The 20,933-nt window shown below is 69.4% G+C and carries 24 protein-coding genes; 12 read left to right on the top strand and 12 right to left on the bottom strand.

Annotated features, from left to right (window positions below):
• Window positions 1-12: 12 nt before the first annotated feature.
• Both JJQ90_RS01465 and JJQ90_RS01460 read right to left on the bottom strand, forming a co-directional pair.
• Window positions 13-1,056, bottom strand: coding sequence for an extracellular solute-binding protein (locus JJQ90_RS01465; RefSeq protein WP_216872693.1), 1,044 nt, complete (start codon window positions 1,054-1,056; stop codon window positions 13-15).
• Window positions 1,053-2,123, bottom strand: a complete 1,071-nt coding sequence (locus tag JJQ90_RS01460) for an ABC transporter ATP-binding protein (protein WP_329959342.1) — start codon at window positions 2,121-2,123, stop codon at window positions 1,053-1,055. Before JJQ90_RS01460 ends, JJQ90_RS01465 begins: the two co-directional genes overlap by 4 nt.
• Before the next feature lie 260 nt (window positions 2,124-2,383).
• Between JJQ90_RS01460 and JJQ90_RS01455 the strand changes: the two genes are divergently transcribed.
• The 4 genes from JJQ90_RS01455 to JJQ90_RS01440 are packed head-to-tail and all read left to right on the top strand — an operon-like array spanning window position 2,384 to window position 6,354.
• Window positions 2,384-3,403 carry an ABC transporter substrate-binding protein gene (locus JJQ90_RS01455; protein ID WP_216872691.1) on the top strand — a complete coding sequence of 340 codons (1,020 nt, stop codon included), beginning with the start codon at window positions 2,384-2,386 and terminating at the stop codon, window positions 3,401-3,403.
• On the top strand, window positions 3,396-4,169 hold the full coding sequence (locus tag JJQ90_RS01450; protein ID WP_216872690.1) for an ABC transporter ATP-binding protein: 774 nt from the start codon (window positions 3,396-3,398) through the stop codon (window positions 4,167-4,169). Before JJQ90_RS01455 ends, JJQ90_RS01450 begins: the two co-directional genes overlap by 8 nt.
• Window positions 4,166-5,026: an ABC transporter permease gene (locus JJQ90_RS01445; protein ID WP_216872689.1), complete on the top strand. Its 861-nt coding sequence runs from the start codon at window positions 4,166-4,168 to the stop codon at window positions 5,024-5,026. Before JJQ90_RS01450 ends, JJQ90_RS01445 begins: the two co-directional genes overlap by 4 nt.
• Complete coding sequence (locus JJQ90_RS01440) at window positions 5,023-6,354, top strand: cytosine deaminase (RefSeq protein ID WP_216872688.1); 1,332 nt, start codon at window positions 5,023-5,025, stop codon at window positions 6,352-6,354. Before JJQ90_RS01445 ends, JJQ90_RS01440 begins: the two co-directional genes overlap by 4 nt.
• 292 nt (window positions 6,355-6,646) lie before the next feature.
• On the opposite strand, the gene JJQ90_RS01435 is transcribed toward JJQ90_RS01440, so the two are convergent.
• Window positions 6,647-7,228 carry an NAD(P)H-dependent oxidoreductase gene (locus JJQ90_RS01435; RefSeq protein ID WP_216872687.1) on the bottom strand — a complete coding sequence of 194 codons (582 nt, stop codon included), beginning with the start codon at window positions 7,226-7,228 and terminating at the stop codon, window positions 6,647-6,649.
• Between the two features lie 74 nt (window positions 7,229-7,302).
• On the opposite strand from JJQ90_RS01435, the gene JJQ90_RS01430 reads away from it, so the two are divergent.
• The 7 genes from JJQ90_RS01430 (at window position 7,303) to JJQ90_RS01400 (ending at window position 13,979) form a co-directional block, all read left to right on the top strand.
• A complete protein-coding gene (locus JJQ90_RS01430) occupies window positions 7,303-7,734 on the top strand; it encodes a cupin domain-containing protein (protein ID WP_230410296.1) in 432 nt (143 codons plus the stop codon).
• Window positions 7,734-8,315: an NAD(P)H-dependent oxidoreductase gene (locus JJQ90_RS01425; protein WP_216872686.1), complete on the top strand. Its 582-nt coding sequence runs from the start codon at window positions 7,734-7,736 to the stop codon at window positions 8,313-8,315. Before JJQ90_RS01430 ends, JJQ90_RS01425 begins: the two co-directional genes overlap by 1 nt.
• Window positions 8,316-8,385: 70 nt before the next feature.
• Window positions 8,386-9,354: a Bug family tripartite tricarboxylate transporter substrate binding protein gene (locus JJQ90_RS01420; RefSeq protein ID WP_216872685.1), complete on the top strand. Its 969-nt coding sequence runs from the start codon at window positions 8,386-8,388 to the stop codon at window positions 9,352-9,354.
• Complete coding sequence (locus JJQ90_RS01415; protein ID WP_216872684.1) at window positions 9,354-9,854, top strand: (2Fe-2S)-binding protein; 501 nt, start codon at window positions 9,354-9,356, stop codon at window positions 9,852-9,854. Before JJQ90_RS01420 ends, JJQ90_RS01415 begins: the two co-directional genes overlap by 1 nt.
• Window positions 9,851-11,989 (top strand): molybdopterin cofactor-binding domain-containing protein, encoded by a 2,139-nt coding sequence (locus JJQ90_RS01410; protein ID WP_216872683.1) that lies wholly within the window; start codon window positions 9,851-9,853, stop codon window positions 11,987-11,989. The genes JJQ90_RS01415 and JJQ90_RS01410 overlap by 4 nt, the downstream gene beginning before the upstream one ends.
• Entirely contained in the window at window positions 11,989-12,945 is a 957-nt protein-coding gene (locus tag JJQ90_RS01405; protein WP_216872682.1) for a substrate-binding domain-containing protein, read from the top strand. Before JJQ90_RS01410 ends, JJQ90_RS01405 begins: the two co-directional genes overlap by 1 nt.
• 65 nt (window positions 12,946-13,010) lie before the next feature.
• Entirely contained in the window at window positions 13,011-13,979 is a 969-nt protein-coding gene (locus tag JJQ90_RS01400) for a Bug family tripartite tricarboxylate transporter substrate binding protein (RefSeq protein WP_216872681.1), read from the top strand.
• Between the two features lie 16 nt (window positions 13,980-13,995).
• Here the strand turns inward: JJQ90_RS01400 and JJQ90_RS01395 are convergent, their stop codons facing one another.
• The 6 genes from JJQ90_RS01395 to queF are packed head-to-tail and all read right to left on the bottom strand — an operon-like array spanning window position 13,996 to window position 17,904.
• Window positions 13,996-14,499, bottom strand: coding sequence for a GNAT family N-acetyltransferase (locus tag JJQ90_RS01395; RefSeq protein ID WP_216872680.1), 504 nt, complete (start codon window positions 14,497-14,499; stop codon window positions 13,996-13,998).
• Complete coding sequence (locus JJQ90_RS01390) at window positions 14,496-15,149, bottom strand: type 1 glutamine amidotransferase (RefSeq protein ID WP_216872679.1); 654 nt, start codon at window positions 15,147-15,149, stop codon at window positions 14,496-14,498. The genes JJQ90_RS01395 and JJQ90_RS01390 overlap by 4 nt, the downstream gene beginning before the upstream one ends.
• Window positions 15,149-15,700, bottom strand: coding sequence for a VUT family protein (locus JJQ90_RS01385; RefSeq protein WP_216872678.1), 552 nt, complete (start codon window positions 15,698-15,700; stop codon window positions 15,149-15,151). The genes JJQ90_RS01390 and JJQ90_RS01385 overlap by 1 nt, the downstream gene beginning before the upstream one ends.
• Window positions 15,691-16,383, bottom strand: coding sequence for a 7-cyano-7-deazaguanine synthase QueC (queC, locus tag JJQ90_RS01380; RefSeq protein ID WP_216872677.1), 693 nt, complete (start codon window positions 16,381-16,383; stop codon window positions 15,691-15,693). The genes JJQ90_RS01385 and queC overlap by 10 nt, the downstream gene beginning before the upstream one ends.
• The gene (gene queG, locus JJQ90_RS01375) at window positions 16,380-17,411 is read right to left on the bottom strand and encodes a tRNA epoxyqueuosine(34) reductase QueG (RefSeq protein ID WP_216872676.1); all 1,032 of its coding nucleotides are present in this window, start codon (window positions 17,409-17,411) and stop codon (window positions 16,380-16,382) included. The genes queC and queG overlap by 4 nt, the downstream gene beginning before the upstream one ends.
• Window positions 17,398-17,904: a preQ(1) synthase gene (queF, locus tag JJQ90_RS01370; RefSeq protein WP_377097434.1), complete on the bottom strand. Its 507-nt coding sequence runs from the start codon at window positions 17,902-17,904 to the stop codon at window positions 17,398-17,400. Before queF ends, queG begins: the two co-directional genes overlap by 14 nt.
• Before the next feature lie 71 nt (window positions 17,905-17,975).
• Between queF and JJQ90_RS01365 the strand changes: the two genes are divergently transcribed.
• Entirely contained in the window at window positions 17,976-18,374 is a 399-nt protein-coding gene (locus JJQ90_RS01365) for a hypothetical protein (protein WP_216872675.1), read from the top strand.
• Here the strand turns inward: JJQ90_RS01365 and tgt are convergent, their stop codons facing one another.
• The 3 genes from tgt to JJQ90_RS01350 are packed head-to-tail and all read right to left on the bottom strand — an operon-like array spanning window position 18,375 to window position 20,914.
• On the bottom strand, window positions 18,375-19,475 hold the full coding sequence (gene tgt, locus JJQ90_RS01360) for a tRNA guanosine(34) transglycosylase Tgt (protein ID WP_216873718.1): 1,101 nt from the start codon (window positions 19,473-19,475) through the stop codon (window positions 18,375-18,377).
• A 14-nt stretch (window positions 19,476-19,489) separates the two neighbouring features.
• Window positions 19,490-20,551 (bottom strand): tRNA preQ1(34) S-adenosylmethionine ribosyltransferase-isomerase QueA, encoded by a 1,062-nt coding sequence (gene queA / locus JJQ90_RS01355; RefSeq protein WP_216872674.1) that lies wholly within the window; start codon window positions 20,549-20,551, stop codon window positions 19,490-19,492.
• Between the two features lie 39 nt (window positions 20,552-20,590).
• Window positions 20,591-20,914 (bottom strand): hypothetical protein, encoded by a 324-nt coding sequence (locus JJQ90_RS01350; RefSeq protein ID WP_216872673.1) that lies wholly within the window; start codon window positions 20,912-20,914, stop codon window positions 20,591-20,593.
• Between the last annotated feature and the right edge of the window lie 19 nt (window positions 20,915-20,933).

Here is a 20,933-nt window from a genome sequence, read left to right as displayed (position 1 = left end):
AGCCCTGTGGGTTCAGCCCGCGATTTCGCGGGTGAAGCGGCTGGACCAGCGGCCCTGGTTGCGGATCACCAGGTCCCAGTCGAAGTCGATCAGCTTGGCCACGGCGTCCTCGCCCATGATGAGCTTCGCGGCGAGGTCCGGCGGCAGGGTGATGTTCTTGATGGTCGGGCTGTAATAGGTCTGCTCGGCATAGGCCTTCTGGCATTCCGGGCTGAGGTGCAGGTTCACGAAGGCCTCGGCCAGTGCCTGGTTGCGGGTGCCGGTGGTGATGCAGGCGTAATTGGCGGCGACCGCCTGGCCTTCCTCCGGCTCCGCGATCACGATGTTCGGGTTGCGGGTCTCGGCATAGGTGCGGGTGAAGCTGCCGAATTCCACCGAGGCCGCGCCGACCCGCTGGTCGAACATGCCATAGAGCTGGTCCTGGCTGCCCTGGATGGCGGCGAAGGGCTTCAGCTCGGCGATCTTGCGGAAGGCGGGGTCGATATTGGTCTCCGACCCGCCCCAGACCTTGGCGGCCATCAGCAGCCCGGCCGTACCCTGGGCGCCCGGATAGGTCGGCCAGATCACCTTGCCCTTCAGGTCGTCGCGCCAGAAATCCTTCCAGGAGGTCATCGGCGCCGCCACGGCCCGGCGGTCATAGACGATGGTCACCGGGTTGAAGGCCACGCCATAGCCGCCGATGCGGGCCAGCGGATAGAGGTTCTCGAAATTCGGCACATTGGCGCTGGGCGCCAGGGTCACGCCGTCGCGCACCGCCTGCCGGCTTTCGAAGATGTTCAGGTAGAGCAGGTCGAAGGAGGGGCGGCCGCGCTCGGCATAGGCGCGCGCCCGGCGTTCCGTGGTGCCGCCCAGCACGTAGTTGATCTTCACCCCGTGCTGCCGCTCCAGCGGCTCGACGCAGTATTGCCGGGTGATGCGCTCCTGCGCCCCGCCCCAGATGCCGACGGTCAGCTCATCGCCGCGGCGGATCTGGGCGACGGCGTCGCGGCCCCAGATGGCGGGGGCGGCCAGGGCGGTGGCGGCCAGAAGGCCGCGGCGGGTGGGGGCGAAGGTCATGGCATGGCTCCGGTGACGTCGGAAAAATCCTCGATCCAGGCGATCGAGTCATTGGGCGCTGCAAGGGACAGGACCGTGCCGGGGGCGAAGACCGGCTCCGCGCTCGGGCGATGGACGCGGATGGTGCGGTCGCCCAGCATCACCTCGTAATGGGTGCTGTCATCCAGCCGCGTGGTGGCGGCGACGGTCACGCTGGCGGGCGTGGCGCCGGGCGGCAGCAGGGCCATGCGGGCGGCGCGCAGCACCAGGTGGGTCGCACGGGCAGGGGCCTCTGGCGGCAGTGCCAGCACCAGGCCGCCGCCGGCATCGAAGATGCCATTCTCCACCCGGCCGGGCAGCACGCTGCGGGCGCCCAGGAAGCCGGCGGTGAACAGGTGCCGCGGGCGTTCCGTCAGCTCCGCCGGCGCGCTGCATTCGACGATGCGGCCGCGATCCATCACGGCGACGCGGTCGGCCAGGGCCAGCGCTTCCTCCTGGTCATGGGTCACGAAAAGGGTGGTGATGCCGGCGGCGTCGCGCAGCCGGGCGATCTCCTCCCGCATCTCCACGCGCAGCCCTGCATCGAGGTTGGACAGCGGCTCATCCAGCAGCAGCAGATCGGGGCGGATCACCAAGGCCCTTGCCAGGGCAATGCGCTGCTGCTGGCCGCCGGACATGCGCGCTGGATAGCGGTCCGCCAGATGCGCGAGGCCCACCATGGCCAGCGCCTCCATCACCCGCTTGTCGCGCTCGGCGCGGTTCACGTCGCGCATCTCCAGGCCGAAGGCGACATTGCCGGCGGCGGTCAGATGCGGAAACAGCGCGTAGTTCTGGAAAACCATGCCGATCTGGCGGCGATGCGGCGGCGCGCGCTCGATCGCTGTGCCGTTCAGCAGGATATGGCCCTCATCCGGCAGGATGAAGCCCGCCACCAGCCGCAGCGTGGTGGTCTTGCCGCAGCCGGAGGGGCCTAGAAGGGCAATGCATTCGCCGCGCGCGACGGCCAGGGACACGCCATCGACAGCCGCATGGCTGCCGTAGCGCTTGGTCAACCGGTCGAGGACCAGATGGGGATGGGGGTCGGTCACCCGAACAGTCTGGCAAACCGGATGCCACGGCGCCAGGGCGGGCGGGGGCGGTGATTGCGGCTGCCAGCGCAATGAGGGGCGTCTCATATGCCCAAAAAATTAGCGAATGCCATCCATATAGGCGCGACGGCACGTGGGGTGGCGAGGCCGGCGCACCATTCGGGCTGGCATGACCCTTGCTGACCCTTGCCGCCGCGCGAAGCCTGCCTTGATACATGGCTGGTTACGTCGCAATGCCGCTGGGATGGAGGGTTCTGCGAATGCGGACACGTTATCGCTTCGAGCGTCGCGCCTTGCTGACAGGGGGAGGCGCCCTGGCCCTGACCGCCGTGGCGGGCGCCCGCATCCCCCTGGCGCAGACGCTGGACAAGGTGTCCTTCCAGACCAATTGGCGCGCCCAGGCGGAACATGGCGGCTACTACCAGGCGGTCGCCGCCGGCATCTATCGCCGGCACGGGATCGACTGCGAAATCCGCATGGGCGGGCCGCAGCAGAACCCTGCGCAGCTGCTGCTGGCCGGCCGGGTGGACTTCATCATGTCCAACGGCTTCCAGGCGCTGAACTATGTGCGGGAGAACCTGCCCTTCCTGACCATCGGCGCCATCATGCAGAAGGATCCGCAGATCCTGATGACGCATGAGGGCAATGGCATCAATTCCTTCGAGGACATGAAGGGCCGCCCGGTGCTGATCGGCGCCTCCGGCCGCGTCACCTACTGGCCCTTCCTGAAGGCCCGCTTCGGCTTCACCGATGAGCAGATCCGGCCCTACACCTTCAATGTCGGCCCCTTCATGGCGGATCGCATGGCGATCCAGCAGGGCTTCATCAGCTCCGAGCCCTTCGCCGCCCTGCAGGCGGGCGCGCGGCCGAAGGTGTTCCTGATCGCGGATGCCGGCTACCAGAACTACCAGACCACCATCGACGTCTCCCGCCGCATGGTGGCGGAGAAGAAGGATCTGGTGCAGCGCTTCGTCAATGCGACGATCGAGGGCTGGGCCAGCTACATGGCCGGCCAGGATGTCGCCGCCGCCAACACCGCCATCAAGCGCGACAATCCGGAAATGGACGACGCCAAGATCGCCTATGCGGTCCGTGTGATGAACGAGGCCGGCATCGTGCATTCCGGCGATTCGCTGCAACTCGGCATCGGTGCCATGACGGAGGCGCGCTGGAAGTCCTTCTATGAGGGTATGCGCGACGTCGGCCGCTATCCCGAAGGCATGGACTACACCAAGGCCTTCAGCCTGGACTTCGTGAACAAGCGGGTCGGTCTTGCCTGAGGCGGAGCCGAAGGGACCCGCCTCCGTCATCACGCTGGAGGGTGTGACCAAGCGCTACGCCAATGGGACGCTGGCCGTCAGGGGCGTGGATCTGTCGGTGACGCGGGGGGATTTCGTCTCGCTGCTCGGCCCCTCGGGCTGCGGCAAATCCACCGTGCTGCGGATGATGGCGGGGCTGATTCCGCCTTCCTCCGGCCGCGTCGAGATGGCCGGTGGTGGGGAGACCGGGGATATCGGCTTCGTCTTCCAGGAGCCGACCCTGATGCCCTGGTCCACGGCCCTGAAGAACGTGATGATGCCGCTGCGCCTGACCGGCATGGCGCGCTACATGGCGGAGCGTCGGGCGCGGGATGCGCTGGCCTCCGTCGGGCTGGCGGGCTTCGAGGACAGCTATCCGCGTGCCCTTTCCGGCGGCATGAAGATGCGCGTCTCCATTGCCCGCGCGCTGGTGACGAAGCCGCGGCTGCTGCTGATGGACGAGCCCTTCGCGGCACTCGATGAAATCACCCGTCACAAGCTGAACAACGACCTTCTGACGCTGTGGCAGGCGGAGCGATTCACCGCCGTCTTCGTCACCCATTCGGTGTTCGAAAGCGTCTACCTCTCCCGCCGCGTCGTCGTCATGGCGGCGCGGCCAGGGCGGGTGGTGGAGGATCTCTGCGTCGATGCGCCGCATCCGCGCGGCGAGGCATTTCGCACATCCGCCGACTATGCCGCGCATTGCCGCGACATCTCAGCCGCATTGCATCGGGCGATGGAAGAATGACGGTTGTCCTGTCCTCCAGCGAGACCGCGGACGCACCCGCGCAGGACCGCGCGGCGCGGCATTTCGGACTGACGGCCGAGGCCTGGCTGCGCATCCTCGCGCCGACGCTGATCGGGGTGCTGGCGCTGATCGGCTGGGAGGCGGTGGTCCGCATCAACGAGATCCCGCCCTATCTGCTGCCCGGGCCGCTCGCGGTGTTCGAAACGCTGATCCGCGAATGGCCCTCGCTGTCGGTCTCTCTGTTCATCACGCTTCAGATCACCTTCGCCGCGCTGTTCGTCGCCGCGGCGCTGGGGCTGCTGCTGTCCGTGCTGTTCGCGCAGTCGCGGATCATCGAATTGTCGCTGTTTCCCTATGCGGTGATCCTTCAGGTCACGCCGGTGGTGGCCATCGCGCCACTCATCATCATCTGGGTGGACGACATCCGCATCGCGCTGCTGATCTGCGCCTGGATCGTCGCCTTCTTCCCGATCCTGTCGAACACGACGCTCGGCCTGAACAGCGCCGACCACAATCTGGTGGACCTGTTCCGCCTGTACCGAGCCAGCCGCTGGCAGGTGCTGCGCTACCTGCGCCTGCCGACCGCCATGCCCTACTTCCTGGCAGGCCTGCGCATCTCCGGCGGCCTTGCGCTGATCGGCGCCATCGTCGCGGAATTCGTCGCCGGCACGGGCGGCCGCGCCTCCGGCCTCGCCTATCGCATCCTGGAAGCCGGCTACCAGTTGCAGATCCCCAAGATGTTCGCAGCGCTGGTGCTGATCTCGCTGACCGGCATCGCGATTTTTCTCGCCATGAGCCTGATCTCCCATCTCTGCCTGCGCCACTGGCATGAAAGCGCCATGAAGGAACGTCGATGAGGGCCGAAATTTCGTCTGTCGGTCCCAGCTACTGGCTGCGGAACGCGCGCGCCCATGCCGCCTTCACACAAGGCCTGGATACGCCGCCGGATGTGGACGGGCTGATCCGCCTGGATATCCACATCGAGCACGGCCGCATCGCGGCGCTCGCGCCGCTGGGCACGGCACAAGCCGGCATCGACCTGCGCGGCGGCCAGGTCTGGCCCGGCTTCCTCGATGCCCATACCCATCTCGACAAGGGCCATATCTGGCCGCGCACCCGCAACCCGACCGGCGACTTCGCCGGCGCCATCCAGGCTGTTATGGGCGACCGCGGCGCCGCCTGGTCCGAGGCGGATATCGAGGCCCGCGCCGACTTCGCGCTGCGCTGCGCCCATGCCCACGGCACCGTCGCCATCCGCACCCATCTCGACACCTACCTGCCGCACGGCCTGACCACCTGGCGCGTCTTCCGGAAACTGCGGGACGCCTGGGCGGGGCGCATCACCCTGCAGATGTCCTCCATCTGCCCACTCGACCGTTTCGCGGGGCCGGATGGCGAAACGCTGGCCAATACCGTTGCGGAAGCCGGCGGCGTGCTGGGCATGGTCACCCGCCACACCGGCGGCATCCACGACGCGCTGCCCCCAAACTTCCAGGCCGAGCTGGACCATTTCTTCTCACTTGCCGAAGCGCGCGGCCTCGACCTCGACCTGCATGTCGATGAATCCGGCGAATCCGGCGCCCGCGCGCTGCGCGAAATCGCCCTCACCGCGCTGAAGCGCGGCTTCCGCGGCAAGATCCAATGCGGCCACTGCTGCTCCCTCTCGATCCAGCCCGAGGATTTTGCCCGCGAAACCATCGCCCGCGTGGCGGAGGCCGGCATCGACATCGTCGTGCTGCCGATGTGCAACATGTACCTTCAGGACCGCGTCGCGAACCGCACCCCCCGCTGGCGCGGCGTGACCCTGGTCCACGAAATGCAGGCCGCCGGCATCCGCGTCTCCGTCGCCTCCGACAACACCCGCGACCCCTTCTACGCCTATGGCGACCTCGACATGACGGAAGTCTTCCGCGAATCCGCCCGCATCCTCCACCTCGACCACCCCTTCGCCACCTGGCCCGCAGCGGCCACGGCCCGTCCCGCCGAGGCCATGGGCCTTGCCCAGGAGCACGGCACGATCCGCGCAGGCGCCAGCGCGGACCTGGTCCTCTACAGCGCCCGCCTCATGACCGAACTCCTCTCCCGCCCCCAATCCAACCGCATCATCCTCCGCGCCGGCCAGGTGCTCGACGCCACCGCACCCGACTGGCGGGAACTGGACAGGCTGGTGGGTGTGGAAGGGTAGGTGGGGGGAGGTCGCACTGGTGATTGCATGGGGCGCTGCCCCCTGCACCCCCGCCAAAGGGACAGTGGTCCCTTTGGGATCCCGTTAAGGGGCAGGATGGAGGAGGGGCAAGGCGCGACCGCCTGGCCCGACGCGTCCGCCATGCCCCTCCTCCATCCTGCCCCTCATCCCTGGGTTCGAAGGGGCCACTGCCCCTTCGCTGGGGTCGCGGCACTGCCGCGACGGAGGGAGGGCGGAGCCCTCCTTGCAAACAACCAGCGCGACCTTCCCCTGCCAGACCCCGTCCACTCGCCTACCAGCGTGCCAATGCCTGCTCGACGTGGGTGAGGAAGCGCGTGCATTCGGCCTGCGTGCGGTGGTCCATGCGGGTCAGGGTGTACCAGTCGGTGCGGCAGTCGCGGGCGCAGAGGCGGCGGATGCCGCGGTTGACCAGTTTGCGATCGGGGTGGCCGATGTACCAGAGCAGCCAGTTGGGTGAGCCGTAGGTGGTGATGACGCCGATGCGGCGGATGTTGGTCAGCAGCGGGGTGATGGCGCCGTCGCCCAGTTTGAAGGCGACGCCGGGCGCCCAGACCCGGTCGAACCAGCCTTTGAGCATGGCGGGCATGCCATACCACCAGGTCGGGTGGACCAGCAGCAGGGCGTCGGCCTGTTGCAGGCTGTGCACGTGGGTTTCGACGCCGGCGAGGTTGTCGGTGACGCTGTGGTAGCGGCCGCGTTCCTCGGCGGACAGCGCCGGGTTGAAGCCCTCGGCGTAGAGGTCGCGCAGTTCCACCTCATGGCCGGCGGCTTCCAGCGACGTGCGGGCGGCGTCGCGCAGGGCTGCGGCGAAACTGTCGGGGCGGGGGTGGCAGTAGATCATCAGAACGCGCATCGGGGCTGGCCTGTGTGGTCCTGGCATGGGTCATGCAATGATCGCGCCTGTACCCGCAATGGAGTTCTGTTCCGATGATGTCTGTCCCCGTCCTCGCCCGGCGTGCCGCCGCTCTGCGTGGTTTTCGCATCGCGCCGGGTGACAGCAATTATTTCGCCTGCCTGTTCGACCCGCTGGCGGATGGCGTGACCTTCACCCTGGTGGTGGAGGTCTTTGAGCCAGGCGGGCGCACGCCGCCGAACACGCACAGCGTGGCGGAGGAATGCTTCTTCGTCCTGAAGGGCTCGGGCAAGGCCTATGCGGATGGGGTGGAGATGCCGGTGGGGCCGGGCGATGCCTTCGTGCTGCGACCGGGCGTCGAGCATGTCGTGGTGAACGACACGACGGAGAAGCTGTACTGCCTGACCTTCATGACGCCGAATGAGGGTTTTGCCGAGTTGATCCGCAACGGCACGCCGGTGGAACTGGCGGCGGAGGATATCGCCGTCATCGCGGGTGCCGGCTGATGCGCGTGCTGTATCTCTATGCGCATCCGTTGGAGGAGAGTTTTCACGCCGCGATCCGCGATGCGGCGCGGGAGGGGCTGCGACAGGCCGGGCACAGTGTCGATCTGTGTGACCTGTATGCAGAAGGGTTCGATCCGGTGCTCAGCGCGGCCGAACGGCGCGGCTATCACGAGGTGCCGGCCAACCGTGCGCCGGTGGAGGATTACGTGCGACGGCTGGAGCAGGCGGAGGCGCTGGTCCTGTCCTTCCCCACCTGGTGCTTCGGCCTGCCGGCGATCCTGAAGGGCTGGATGGATCGCGTGCTGCTGCCCGGCGTGTCCTTCCGGCTGGAGGCGGGGGTGGCGAAGCCGAATCTGCTCCACATCCGCAAGATCGCCGGGATCAGCACCTATGGCCGGCCGCGCTGGACGGCGGTGTTGGCGGGCGATCCGCCGCGCAAGGCGGTCACGCGCTATCTGCGCATCATCACCGCCGGGCGTGCGCGCATCGACTACCACGCGCTGTATGACATGAACCGTGCGAGCGACCAGCGGCGCGCGGCCTTCCTGGCGCGGGTACAGGGGCAGATGGCGCGCTTCTGAATGGCCCCTTGCCCTTCCGGTGATCCGGGGCGATCTTTCGCTCAATCGATTGCATGGGAGGAACAAGCACATGGTCGGACGCAGGCTGATTCTGGGCGGGGCCATCGGCGCCCTGGCGGCGCCGGGCGTATTGCGCGCGCAGGCGACCTGGCCCTCGCGGCCGGTGCGCATCGTGGTGCCCTTCGGCCTGGGGGGGTCGGCCGATGTCGCGGCGCGCTTCCTGGCGGAGCCGCTGTCGCAGGCCTTCGGCCAGCCCTTCGTGGTGGAGAACCGCCCGGGCGCCGGTGCGACCATCGGCACCGACAATGTCGCCAAGTCCGCGCCGGACGGTCACACGCTGCTGCTGATGTCGAACACCCATACGGCGAACGAGACGCTGCTGCCGAACCGCCCCTATGTGCTGATGCGCGACCTGGCGCCGGTGGCCGCGATCAACATCGCCCATCACGTGCTCGCGGTGCATCCCTCCGTCCCGGCGACCAATCTCCAGGAACTGATCGCGCTGCTGCGGGCCAATCCGGGGAAGTACGACTACGCCTCCTCCGGCCCCGGCACGCCCTATCACGTGGCCGGCGAGGTCTTCCTGGCCATGGCGGGCGCGACGGCGACGCATGTGCCCTTCCGCGGATCGAATGAGGCGCGCACGGCGGTGATTTCCGGCACCGTGCCGATCATGTTCGACGCCATCCCCACGATGCGCCCGCAGATCGAGGGCGGCCGCGTGCGCGGCTTCGCCACCACCGGCCCGCAGCGCAGCCCGCTGATGCCGGAACTGCCCGCGGTGGCGGAGGCGCTGCCCGGCTATGAGGCCTCCATCTGGCTCGGCTTCATGGCGCCGGCGGCGACGCCGCTGGAACTGCGTCAGCGCATCAATACGGAGGTCGGTCGCATCCTCGCTTTGCCGGAGACGGCGGCGGCGCAGGCGCGGCTCGGCGCGCAGCCGATGGCGATGAGCATCGAGGCCTTCGACCGTTATCTGCGGGCTGACATCACGCGGCAGGCGGAATTCATCCGCATGGCGAAGATGACGCCCACCTGATGGCCAGCACGCGCCGTGTGGCAGAGGCCCCGCCGGGCAGCATCGCCTTCAACCTGAATGGCGTCGCGGTGGCCGCGCCGATCGAGGGCGAGGCCCCGCTGCTCGCCGCGCTGCGCGGGCCTCTTGGCCTGTCCGGCACGCGCTTCGGCTGCGGTGCGGAACAATGCGGCGCCTGCCTTGTGCTGGTCGATGACCAGCCGAGCTATGCCTGCACCCTGCCGGTGGGCAGCGTCGCCGGGCGGCGCGTGACCACGGTAGAAGGGCTTGGCTCGGCGGCGGCGCCACATCCGGTGCAGCGCGCGTTGCTGGACATGCAGGCGGGACAATGCGGCTATTGCCTGTCCGGCATCCAGATCCGCGCGGTGGCATTGCTGCGGGAGACGCCGCGGCCGGATGAGGCGGCGGTGCGCGCGGCGCTGGACCCGCATCTGTGCCGCTGCGGCAGCCACAACCGCATCGTCGCCGCGATCCTTCAGGCGGCGGCGGAGATGGCGCCATGAATCTCGCCTTCCATGGTCCCATGGCAGATGGGCGACCGAAACTGCCCGGCAGCCTGCATGTGAACCGCCGCCTCGACCAATGGCTGCTGCTGCTGCCGGGGGGCCAGGTGGTGGTCACGCCGGGCAAGGTGGAGCTCGGGCAGGGTATCCTGACGGCGCTGGCCCAGATCGCGGCGGAGGAGCTGGACGTGGCGCTGCCGCGCATCCGTATGCAGGCGGCCTCCACCCCCGGCAGCCCGGATGAGGCGGTGACCAGCGGCAGCCTGTCGGTGCAGGAATCCGGCATGGCCATCCGCCATGCCTGCGCCGAGGCGCGCGGCATTTTTGTTGGTGTCATCGCCCAGCGCAGCGGCGTGTCGCGGGACGATATCGTGGTGCGGGATGGCGAATTCCTCGCCCCCGATGGCCGGGTTCTGGGCAGCTACTGGTCGCTCGCCGGCGCCGATCTGCTGGCGGTGGAGGCGACGCCGGGCGTCACGCCCAAGCCTGCCGCCGAGCGCCGCATCGCTGGAACCTCCGCGCCCCGTCTCGACCTGCCCGAAAAGGTCTTTGGCGCGCCGCGCTTCATCCAGGACCTGCGGCTGCCGGGGATGTGGCATGCGCGGGTGGTGCGGCCGGTGGCGCGCGGCGCGAGGCTGGCGGCGCTGCGCGACGGCCCGCTGCCCGGCGGCGCCACGCTGCATCGCGACGGCAGCTTCCTCGCCGTGCTGGCGCCGCAGGAACACCATGCGGAAGCCGCGGCGCTGCGCGTCGCCAGCCGCGCCGAATGGCACGCCACGGATACGCTGCCGGAGGATGCAGCGGTGGAGGCCTGGCTGGAACAGGCGCCCGGCGAGCACAGCGTCGTGCTGGACCGCGCCGCGGAAACGCCGCCCGCGACCCATCGCGTTGCGGCGCGCTTGTTCCGACCCTTCATCACCCATGGGTCCATCGGAACCTGCTGCGCCCTGGCGCAATGGGATGCCGGCATGATGCGGATCTGGACCCACAGCCAGGGCATCACCAATCTCTGCGCCGACCTCGTGAAGGCCATGGGCCTGCCGGCCGAGGTCTTCCACATCCAGCATGTCGAGGGCGCCGGATGCTACGGCCATAACGGCGCCGACGACGTGGCGCTGGAAGCCGCGCTGCTGGCCCGCGCCCATCCCGGCCGCCCCGTGCGCGTGCTGTGGACGCGGGCGGAGGAGCTGGGCTGGGGGCCGGCCTCCCCGGCCATGCTGGTGCGGGTGGAGGCGGAGGCCGATGCCGAGGGCGGCCTGCTGCGCTGGTCGCAGCAGGTCACCTCCAACGGCCATTCCGGCCGGCCCGGGCGCGGCAAGCTGCCGACGCTGCTCGCCGCCTCCATGCTCGCCGAGCCCTTCGCCGTGCCCAATGCCATCAACCCGCCCTTGGCCGGCGGTGGTGGGGCGCAGCGCAATGCCATTCCGGGCTACCGCGTTCCGGCAATGAACATCGGCATGACGCATCTGTCCGACATGCCGATCCGCAGCAGCGCCCTGCGCGGGCTGGGCGCGTTGGCGAATGTCTGGGCCATCGAATCGGTGATGGACGAACTGGCCGAGGCGGCGGGCGCCGACCCGCTGGCCTACCGCCTGCGCCACCTGGACGACGCCCGGGCGCGGGACGTGCTGACCCGCGCGGCCGAGATGGCCGGCTGGGAAGGCCGCGCGAAGCGGGAGGGGTTCGGCTACGGCCTCGCCGTCGCCCGCTACAAGGGCAGCGGCGCCTGGTGCGCGGCGGTTGCGGAGATCGAGGCGGCCGAGCGGGTCTTCTGCCGCCGGCTGTGGCTCGCCAGCGATGTGGGGGAGGTCATCAACCCCGATGGTACGCTGAACCAGATCGAGGGCGGCGCCATCCAGGCGACCTCGATGTGCCTGATGGAAGCGGTGCGCCACGACGCCCGCACGATCACTTCCGACAGTTGGGAGGCCTATCCGGTGTTGCGCTTTTCGGAGGTCCCGCGCATCCAGGCGGCGATCATCCCGCGGCCGGAGGCGCCGCCGCTTGGCGCGGGCGAATGCAGCATGGGGCCGGTAATCGGCGCCATCGCCAATGCCATCGCCGATGCCCTGTCCGTGCGGGTCCGCCACTGGCCGTTCACGCCGGAGAATCTTTCGAAATCCCTGGAGAACTGATGCCCATCCTGACCCTGGCCTGCACCCGCAGCGACCGCACCCAGCCGATCCTGGATGGCCGCATCAAGATCGACGGCTTCGAGGTCTCCACCACGGCCGGGGAGCCGGAGGAGCTGTTCCGCATCGCCATGCGGGAAGCCCGCTACGACATCACCGAATTGTCGATGGCCAGCCATATCCTGTCCGTCGCGCGAGGCGACAGCCGCTATATCGGCGTGCCGGTCTTCCCCTCCCGCGCCTTCCGCCACTCGGCCATCTATATCCGCACCGATCGCGGCATTGCAGGGCCGAAGGATCTTGCGGGGCGTGTGGTCGGCGTGCCGGAGTATCAGCAGACCGCGGCGATGTGGGTGCGCGGCATGCTGCGGACCTACTATGGCGTGCCGGTCACCTCCATGTCCTGGCGCTCGGCCGGCGAGCGCACGCCGCTGTCGCTGCCGCCCGAGATCGACATGGAGGTGATCCCGGAAGGCGAGACGCTGGAGGCGATGCTGGCCGATGGCCGGATCGATGCCTTCATCGGCCCCCGACCGCCCGCCTGCTTCCTGGATGGCAGCGCGCCCGTGGCGCGGCTGTTCCCGGACAGCCGGACGGAGGAGGAGGCCTATTGGCGCGCCAGCGGTTTCTTCCCGATCATGCATTGCATGGCGATCCGCCGCGACCTGGTGGAAGCCCGCCCGAACCTGCCGCTGGCGCTGTTCGAGGCCTTCGCCGCGGCCAAGGCGCATGCCGTGGCGGACCTGTCACTGGTCAATGTGCTGCGTGTCTCGCTGCCCTGGATCGCGGCGGCGGCGACCGCCCAGATCGATATGATGGGCGGCGATCCCTGGCCCTATGGCTTCGGCCGCAACCGGCCGGAGATCGAGGCCATGTGCCGCTATGCCAAGGCCGATGGCTTGACCGCCGAGGCGGTTCGGGTGGAGGAATTGTTCGAGACCAGCACGCACGGCACCTGACGGTGCCGGCGGGCTTTTTTGGATGACGGCGGCCCAATGCAGGCCGCCGTGGGGAGGAACCGATAATGAACCAGATCACCCGCCGCGCGGGGCTCGGGGCCATGGCTGGCCTGCTCGCCGCGCCCGGCCTGCTTCGCGCCCAGACCAGCACCATTCGCATCGTCGTGCCCTTCGGCCCGGGCGGCTCCACCGATGCGGTGGCGCGGCTGGCCTCCGCCGGGCTCCAGCAGCGGCTTGGTGCCACCGTGGTGGTGGAGAACCGCTCCGGCGCCGCCGGGTCCATCGGCGCCGATATCGTCGCCAAGGCACGGCCGGATGGCCAGACCTGGCTGCTTACCTTCGACAGCCATGCCACCATCCCGGCTTTGCTGCGTAACCCGCCCTTCAACGTGCTGACCGATCTCGACCCGGTTATGCTGATCGGCGGCTCGCCCTATGCGGTCGCGACGCGGCCGGACAAGCCCTACCGCAACTTCGCCGATGTGGTTGCCGCGGCGCGCGCGCGACCGGATGGGGTCTCCTACGGCTCCACCGGCAATGGCACGCTCGGCCATCTGTCGATGATCCGGGTGTCGGAGGCCGCTGGCGCGCGCATGACCCATGTGCCCTATCGCAGCGGCGGTCTGGCCGTGAACGACGCTGTCGCGGGCCATGTGGAGATGATGATCGGCAGCGCCGCCCTGCTGCTGCCCCATATCACCGGCGGCTCGCTGCGCCCGCTGCTGCAATTCGGCCCGCAGCGCCTGACCCGTCTGGCGGACACCCAGACCGCCGCCGAGGCCGGCTTCCCGAATATGGAGGCGGAGGCCTGGTGGGCCGTCTTCGCGCCGAAGGGCACGCCGGCGGACCAGGTGAACCGCATGAATGCGGCACTGCGTGAGGCGCTGTCGGAGGAACGGGCGCGGACCGTGATGACGGAGACCCAGCAGGCGCGGCTGGTTCTGTCCACGCCGGCGGAACTCGGCACCTTCTTCAAGGGGCAGGTCGAGACCTGGGGCGGGCTGGTGCGCGCGGCGAATATTCAGCCGGACTGAGCAGAGCCATCTCCGCTTATGCCGCTCGCACTAACACCTTCACCTGGCTGTCTCGATAATCCGCCAGCCCGGTCTCGCCAAAACCCAGCTTCGCCGCGACGCGGAGCGAAGCGGCATGCTCCGGCGCGATGATGCAGAAGCAGTCGCGGCCCAGCCATTCCAGCGCGGCGGCCGCGGCCTCCGTCGCCAGGCCACGGCCATGGGCCTCCGGCGCCAGTACCCAGCCGATCTCGGGCAGGTGGGGCGCTGGCGGGTCCATGGCGCGCTGGAAATCGGCGAAGCCGACATCGCCGAGGAAGCGCCCCGTGGCACGGTCCTCCACCGCCCAGTAGCCAAAGCCGAGCAGCCGCCACAGCCCGGCATAGCGGAGCATCCGAGCCCAGCTTTCCTCCCGCGTAAAGGGACGCCCGCCGATATGGCGGGTGACCTCCGGATCGGCCCAGATCGTGGCCAGCGCTTCGAAATCCTCGACGCTGTGCGGCCGCAGCCGAAGCCGCGCCGTCTCCAGCACCGGGATCACACGCCGGCGTCCCGCAGCAGCATCGCGAACAGCTTTTCCCGAGCTTCGGTCCGGGCCGGGAAGAGGCGGTCGCTGTCCTCGGCCAGGGCGGCCGGGTCGGCGGCGCCGGGGGGCGACAGGCGCGCCCAGTCCTGCAACAGCTCCGGCGTCGCCTCCGGGTGGAATTGCACGGCGATGGCCTTCGGCAGCCGGAAGGCCTGCACGGTGCCGGCATCGCGGGCGATCACCTCGGCGCCCGGCGGCGGGGTGATGACGTCGCCATGCCAGCGCGGCCAGGGGCCTTCCAGCGCCGGCTCGGCCGTGTCGTCGATGCCGCGCCAGCCGCGGAAGAACACGCCCTCCGGATTGCGGGTGACCTCGCCACCTGCGGCGGCGGCCATCATCTGGGCGCCGAAGCAGATGCCGATGGTGGGGCTTTGGGCCGCCAGCCGCGCGGCGACCATCGGGCGCTGGCCGGCGATCCAGGGGATGTCGGTCTGGTAGACGGCGCGGGGGGAGCCCAGCAGCACGACCAGCTCGGCATCGCGCATCTGGGCCTCCGTCACATCCTCGCCGCGCACCACCTCCAGCACATGGCCCTGCTGGCGCAGCCAGTCGCCGAAGGCGCCTTCCGGCGCGGTCTCGCTGTTGCGGACGATCAGGATCTTCATCAGGCGAGCCCCTGGGCGGTGTCGCGCCGCCGCAGCCAATGCACCAGCGGCAAGGCCGCCAGCACCATCCACAACTTGCCCAGGACCTGGCCCGGCAGCAGGTCCAGATTGCCGAAGGCGAGCCAGAGGAAGAAGGCGCTGTCGATCACCAGCCCCACCAGGCTGCTGGCCAGCACCGCCCGCACCAGCCCGCGCTTCTGCAAGGGCGTATAGACGGCCAGGTCCGCCATCTCCGAGATCAGGAAGGCCACCGCGGAGGCCAGCACCAGCGAAGGCGGCGCCAGCAGCGCCGACAGCGCCGTGCCGGCCAGGATCGCCCCAAAGGCCCAGCCCACGCCGAGCCGCCGCTGCACCATATCCCGCAGCACCAAGGCGAGGCCGATCATCAGCACGCCGGAGGGCGCCATGATGCCCGGCGCCACGGGGATCAGGCAGGGGCCGTTCGGCACGCAGAAAGTGCCGACATTGCCGATCAGCCAGTTCGCCGCCGGGATGCACAGCGCGAAGCTGGCGAGGAAGGCGAAGCCTTGCTGGCGAAGGGTCAGTTGCATCGAAACTTTCTCCAGCCGGCTTCGCGCAGCTCGCAGGCGGGGCAGGTGCCGCAGCCGGCGCCCCAGTCATGCGGCGTGCGGTCGCCGAGGTAGCAGGAATGGGTCAATTCGCGGATCGCCTCCACCAGCGCGGCACCGCCGAGCGCCTCCGCCAATTGCCAGGTCGCCGCCTTGTCGCGCCACATCAGCGGCGTGTGCAGCACGAAGCGGCGTTCCATGCCGAGGTTGATGGCCACCTGCAGCGCCTTGATGGTGTCGTCGCGGCAATCGGGATAGCCGGAATAATCCGTCTCGCAGACGCCGGTGACGATGTTCTTGATGCCGCGCCGATAGGCCAAGGCGGCGGCAAATGTGAGAAAAATCAGGTTGCGGCCGGGGACGAAGGTATTGGGCAGGCCGCCCGTTTCCATCTCGATCGCCACCTCCCGCGTCAGGGAGGTGTCGCTGATGCCGCCCAGCGCGCGCAGGTCCAGCACATGGTCCTCGCCGAGTTTCGGCGCCCATTCGGTCTGCGCCGTCATGGCGCCGCGCACGGCCTCGCGCACCTGCAATTCGATGACGTGGCGCTGGCCGTAGTCGAAGCCCAGCGTTTCCACATGGCCGAAGCGGTCCAGCGCCCAGGCGAGGCAGGTGGCGCTGTCCTGCCCGCCGCTGAACAGCACCAGCGCGGCATCTTCCCTCATGCGGCAAGCCTTTCGGTGGCCCAGCGGGCGCAATCCGCCACGGTTTCGTTCGCATCCTCGCACAGCGACTGCGCGACGGGATGCAAGCTGGCATCGCCCGAATTGCCTATGGCGACAAGGACGTTGCGGATGAAACGGTCACGGCCGATGCGCTTGATGGGGCTGCCGCTGAATTTTTGCCGGAATGCCGCATCGTCGAGCGCGGCCAGCTCTGCGAGACGCGGCGCATTCAGCTCCGCGCGTGGCAGAAAGCCGGGCTCGGCATGGCTGCGGGCAAATTTGTTCCAGGGACAGACGGCGAGGCAGTCGTCGCAGCCATAGATGCGGTTTCCCATTTTGGGCCGCAGCTCCTCCGGGATCGGGCCGTGGTGCTCGATGGTGAGGTAGGAGATGCAGCGCCGCGCATCCAGCCGGTAGGGCGCCGGGAAGGCATTCGTGGGACACACGTCGAGGCAGGCGCGGCAGGAGCCGCAGTGATCCCGTTCCGGTGCATCCGGTTCGAGGTCGAGAGTCGTAAATATCTCGCCCAGGAACAGCCAGGAGCCGTGGCTGCGGGAGACGAGGTTGGTGTGCTTGCCCTGCCAGCCCAGCCCCGCCTGCTGCGCCAGCGGCTTTTCCATCACCGGCGCGGTATCGACGAAGACCTTCAGCGGCTGGTGCTTGAAGCGCTGGGCCATGAACTGGCCGAGCGCCTTCAGCCGCTTCTTGACGATGTCGTGGTAGTCCCGGTTGCGGGCATAGACGCTGATGGTGCCGCGATCGCGCCAGGCAAGGCTCTCCATCGGGTCCGTCTCCGGCCCGTAATTCAGGCCGAGCGAGATCACGCTGACCGCCTCCGGCCACAGCGCCTGGGGGTGGGCACGCTGGTCGGCGCGCGTCTCCATCCAGCCCATGTCGCCATGCAGCCCCTCCGCCAGGAAGCGGCCGAGACGGTCCCGGGCCTCGGGCGCCAGATGGGCGCGGGCGAAGCCGACCGCGTCGAAGCGGAGGCGCAAGGCCTCGGCCCGAATGTCGTCAGCCGCGGCCACGATACCCGGGCACGTCCTGCGCCGGAATCCAGACTCCGGATGGGGCCTCGCCGGATTGGAAGAAGACGTCGATCGGAATGCCGCCGCGCGGGTACCAGTAGCCGCCGATCCGCAGCCATTCCGGCGCCAGCTCCGCGATCAGCCGCTTGGCAATGCCCACGGTGCAGGCCTCATGAAAGGCGCCGTGGTTGCGGAAGGCGGTCAGGTACAGCTTCAGCGACTTGCTCTCCACCAGCCAGTCGCCGGGGATGTAGTCGATCACCAGATGCGCGAAGTCCGGCTGGCCGGTCATGGGACACAGCGAGGTGAATTCCGGCGCGGTGAAGCGCACGCAGTAGCGGGTGCCGGGATGCGGGTTCGGCACCCGCTCCAGCACCGCCGCGTCCGGATGGTCGGGCGCCCCGGCCGGGCGGCCGAGCAGGGTCAGCCCGCTGGTATCGGTGGAGATGGAAGGTGCCGCCGCCGCGGAACCGTGAGCGCCTGTCGCCGCCAAAATCCTCTAGCCTCGGATCGGGTGTGGGGTTCGGGCCAGGGCTATAGCAGCGACAGGGGGCGGGGGCGAGAATGGCGGTGCGGACGGCAATGGTGGCGCTGGCGGCCCTGCTGCTCGGCGGGGCGGGGGAGCCACCGATCACCGCCTGGTGTTTTGGCGGCGCCACGGGTGGTGGTGGCGGGACGCGGATCGACGCGGAAGGTAGCGTGACCAACCTGCGGCGGCCCAGGGCCGGCGCACCGGATCAGGAAACGCCAAGGGGTGCCGATCCGGCGGCCTATCGCCGCTGGTCCGGGCTGCTGGACGCCGCCGGATTCGACCGGATGCCGCGCGGCAATCCCGGCAATATCACCTGCGGCCTGAGCCGGGGCGGGCGCCAGGTCATCTGGGCCAGTCCCGGCATCCCAGCCTCGCTGCCACCGGCAGTGGCGCAGGTGTACCGGGAGCTGTCGGGGTGGAAGCCGGATTAGCTAGCCGCCGTCGCCGGCCGTCCAGCCGGCCTCTATCGCCGCCGCCTCCGCGTCGAAGCGACCCTCCAGGATGGCGCCTCGCAGCCGGGTCATCAGGGTCTGGTAGTAGCGGATATTGTGCCAGGTCAGCAGCATCGGGCCGAGCATCTCCTCCGCCTTGATCAGGTGGTGGAGATAGGCGCGGGAATGGTTGCGGCAGGCGGGGCAGTCGCAATCCGGGTCCAGCGGCCTTGTGTCCTCCGCATGCTTCGCGTTCCGCATGTTCAGCACGCCCCGGCTGGTATAGGCGCGGCCGGTGCGGCCGGAGCGGGTGGGGATGACGCAGTCGAACATGTCGACGCCGCGGCGGACGGAGCAGATCAGGTCGGACGGCGTGCCGACGCCCATCAGGTAGCGCGGGGCGTCCTGCGGCAGCAGCGGCGCGGTGAAGTCCAGCACGCGCAGCATTTCCGCCTGGCCCTCGCCCACGGCGAGGCCGCCGATGGCATAGCCCTCGAAGCCGATGGCGGTCAGCGCTTCCACGCTTTCGCGGCGCAGATCCTCGAAGACACTGCCCTGGACGATGCCGAACAACCCGTAACCCTCGCGCGCGACAAAAGCCTGCCGCGAGCGCGCGGCCCAGCGCATGGACAGGCGCATGCTCTCGGCGGCCTGGTCATGGGTGGCGGGGAAGGGGGTGCATTCGTCGAAGCACATGGTCACGTCGGCGCCCAGCAAGTGCTGGATCTCGACGCTGCGTTCAGGGGTGATGCGGTGCTTCGAGCCGTCGATATGGCTCTGGAAGGTGACACCATCTGCGTCCAGCTTCCGGAGGCCGGAGAGCGACATCACCTGGAAGCCGCCGGAATCCGTCAGGATCGGCCCGTGCCAGTCCATCATCCGATGCAGCCTGCCGAGTCGCGCCACCCGCTCCGCCCCCGGCCGCAGCATCAGGTGATAGGTATTGCCCAGAACCATCCGCGCGCCGGTGGAACGCACCGCATCCGCCGTCATCGCCTTCACCGTGCCGGCGGTGCCGACCGGCATGAAGACCGGCGTTGGCACCTCGCCATGCGCCGTGTGCAGCACGCCGGCCCGCGCCGCGCCGTCGCGGGCGGCCATCTTCCAATGCAGGGTCACTCGCAAGAATCCTGGTCGCAGCGGAACAGCAGGCTGCCGTCGCCATAGGAGAAGAAGCGATACTCTTCGCGGATCGCATGCGCATAGGCCGCGCGCATCCGGCGCGTGCCAGCGAAGGCGGAAACCAGCATCAGCAGCGTCGATTTCGGTAAATGAAAGTTGGTCAGCAGCGCATCCACGGCGCGGAAGCGGTGGCCGGGCAGGATGTAGATGCCGGTGAGGCCCCGGAAGGGCGCCACCGTGCCATCTACCGCCGCCGCGCTTTCCAGGGTTCGCAGCGCCGTGGTGCCGATGGCGACCACGCGGCGGCCCTCCGCCCGGGCGGCGTTGATGGCGGCGGCTGTGGCCTCCGGCACCTCGCACCATTCCTGGTGGATGTGATGGGCGCGGGGATCATCCTCCCGCACCGGCAGGAAGGTGCCGGCGCCGACATGCAGCGTCACCGTGGCGCGCCGGACGCCGCGCGCATCGAGGGCTGCCAGCAGATCGTCGGTGAAATGCAGGCTGGCCGTCGGCGCGGCCACCGCGCCGGGGTGGCGGGAGAAGATGGTCTGGTAGTCTGCCGCATCCTGCGGTCCGGGCGCACCCTCGCGCTGGATATAGGGCGGCAGGGGCACTTCCCCGGCGCGTTCCAGCGCGGTGGCCAGCGCCGCCTGGTCGGGGCCGAAATCCAGCATGGCGCTGCCGCCGTCGCGGGAGACGACGCGCGCGGTGCACTCCTCCGCGCCCTCGATCCGCACCTCGTCGCCCGGGCGCAGCCGGCGGGCGTTGCGGATCAGCGCGTGCCACAGCCCGCCGCCCTCCGCCCGGTTCAGCATGATCTCCACCCGCGCCGCGCCGCGCAGTCCGTGCAGTCTGGCCGGGATCACCCGCGTGTCGTTCACCACCAGTAGGTCGCCCGGGGCCAGCAGCGCGGGCAGGTCGCGCACGCCCCGGTCATCCAGCCCATCCGGTCGCACCACGAGCAGCCGGGCGGAGTCGCGCGGACGGGCCGGGGCCTGGGCGATCAGGGCCTCCGGCAGCGCATAGTCGAAATCATCGGTCCGCAAGGGAAGCATGGCGGGCGCATGTGGCCCGCCCGCTCCGGCTTGTCCAGTTCAGCCCGGATGCCAGCGCACCAGCCGTCCCGCCGCCGACACCTCACCCTCCGTCACCCCGATGATGGCGGAGACGTCGACCTGGCCCTGGCCCGGCACTTCGAGGGTGGGCGGCTCGACGCTGACGATCCGCGTTCCGGCCGGCGCCTCCAGATGGCCGGCGGGACGTGCCTCGGTAGAGGGAGTGTCGGCATCCCCGGCGCTGGTGGCGCTGCCCCGGCCGGCATAGCCGACGCCCTCCATCGGCGCGAAGGAATAGCGCGTCTCGGCCGCCTCGCCCTCCGGCTGGGTCTCGTAGCGATAGATGGGAAAGCGTTCGGCCATGGCGGAGGATCCTGTTCCT

Origin of the sequence: Falsiroseomonas oleicola, assembly GCF_019029495.1 — a bacterium.
Classification (GTDB): Bacteria; Pseudomonadota; Alphaproteobacteria; order Acetobacterales; family Acetobacteraceae; genus Falsiroseomonas; species Falsiroseomonas oleicola.
Note: the sequence above shows the minus strand (reverse complement) of the source record. Positions and strands in the feature narration are given on the sequence as shown.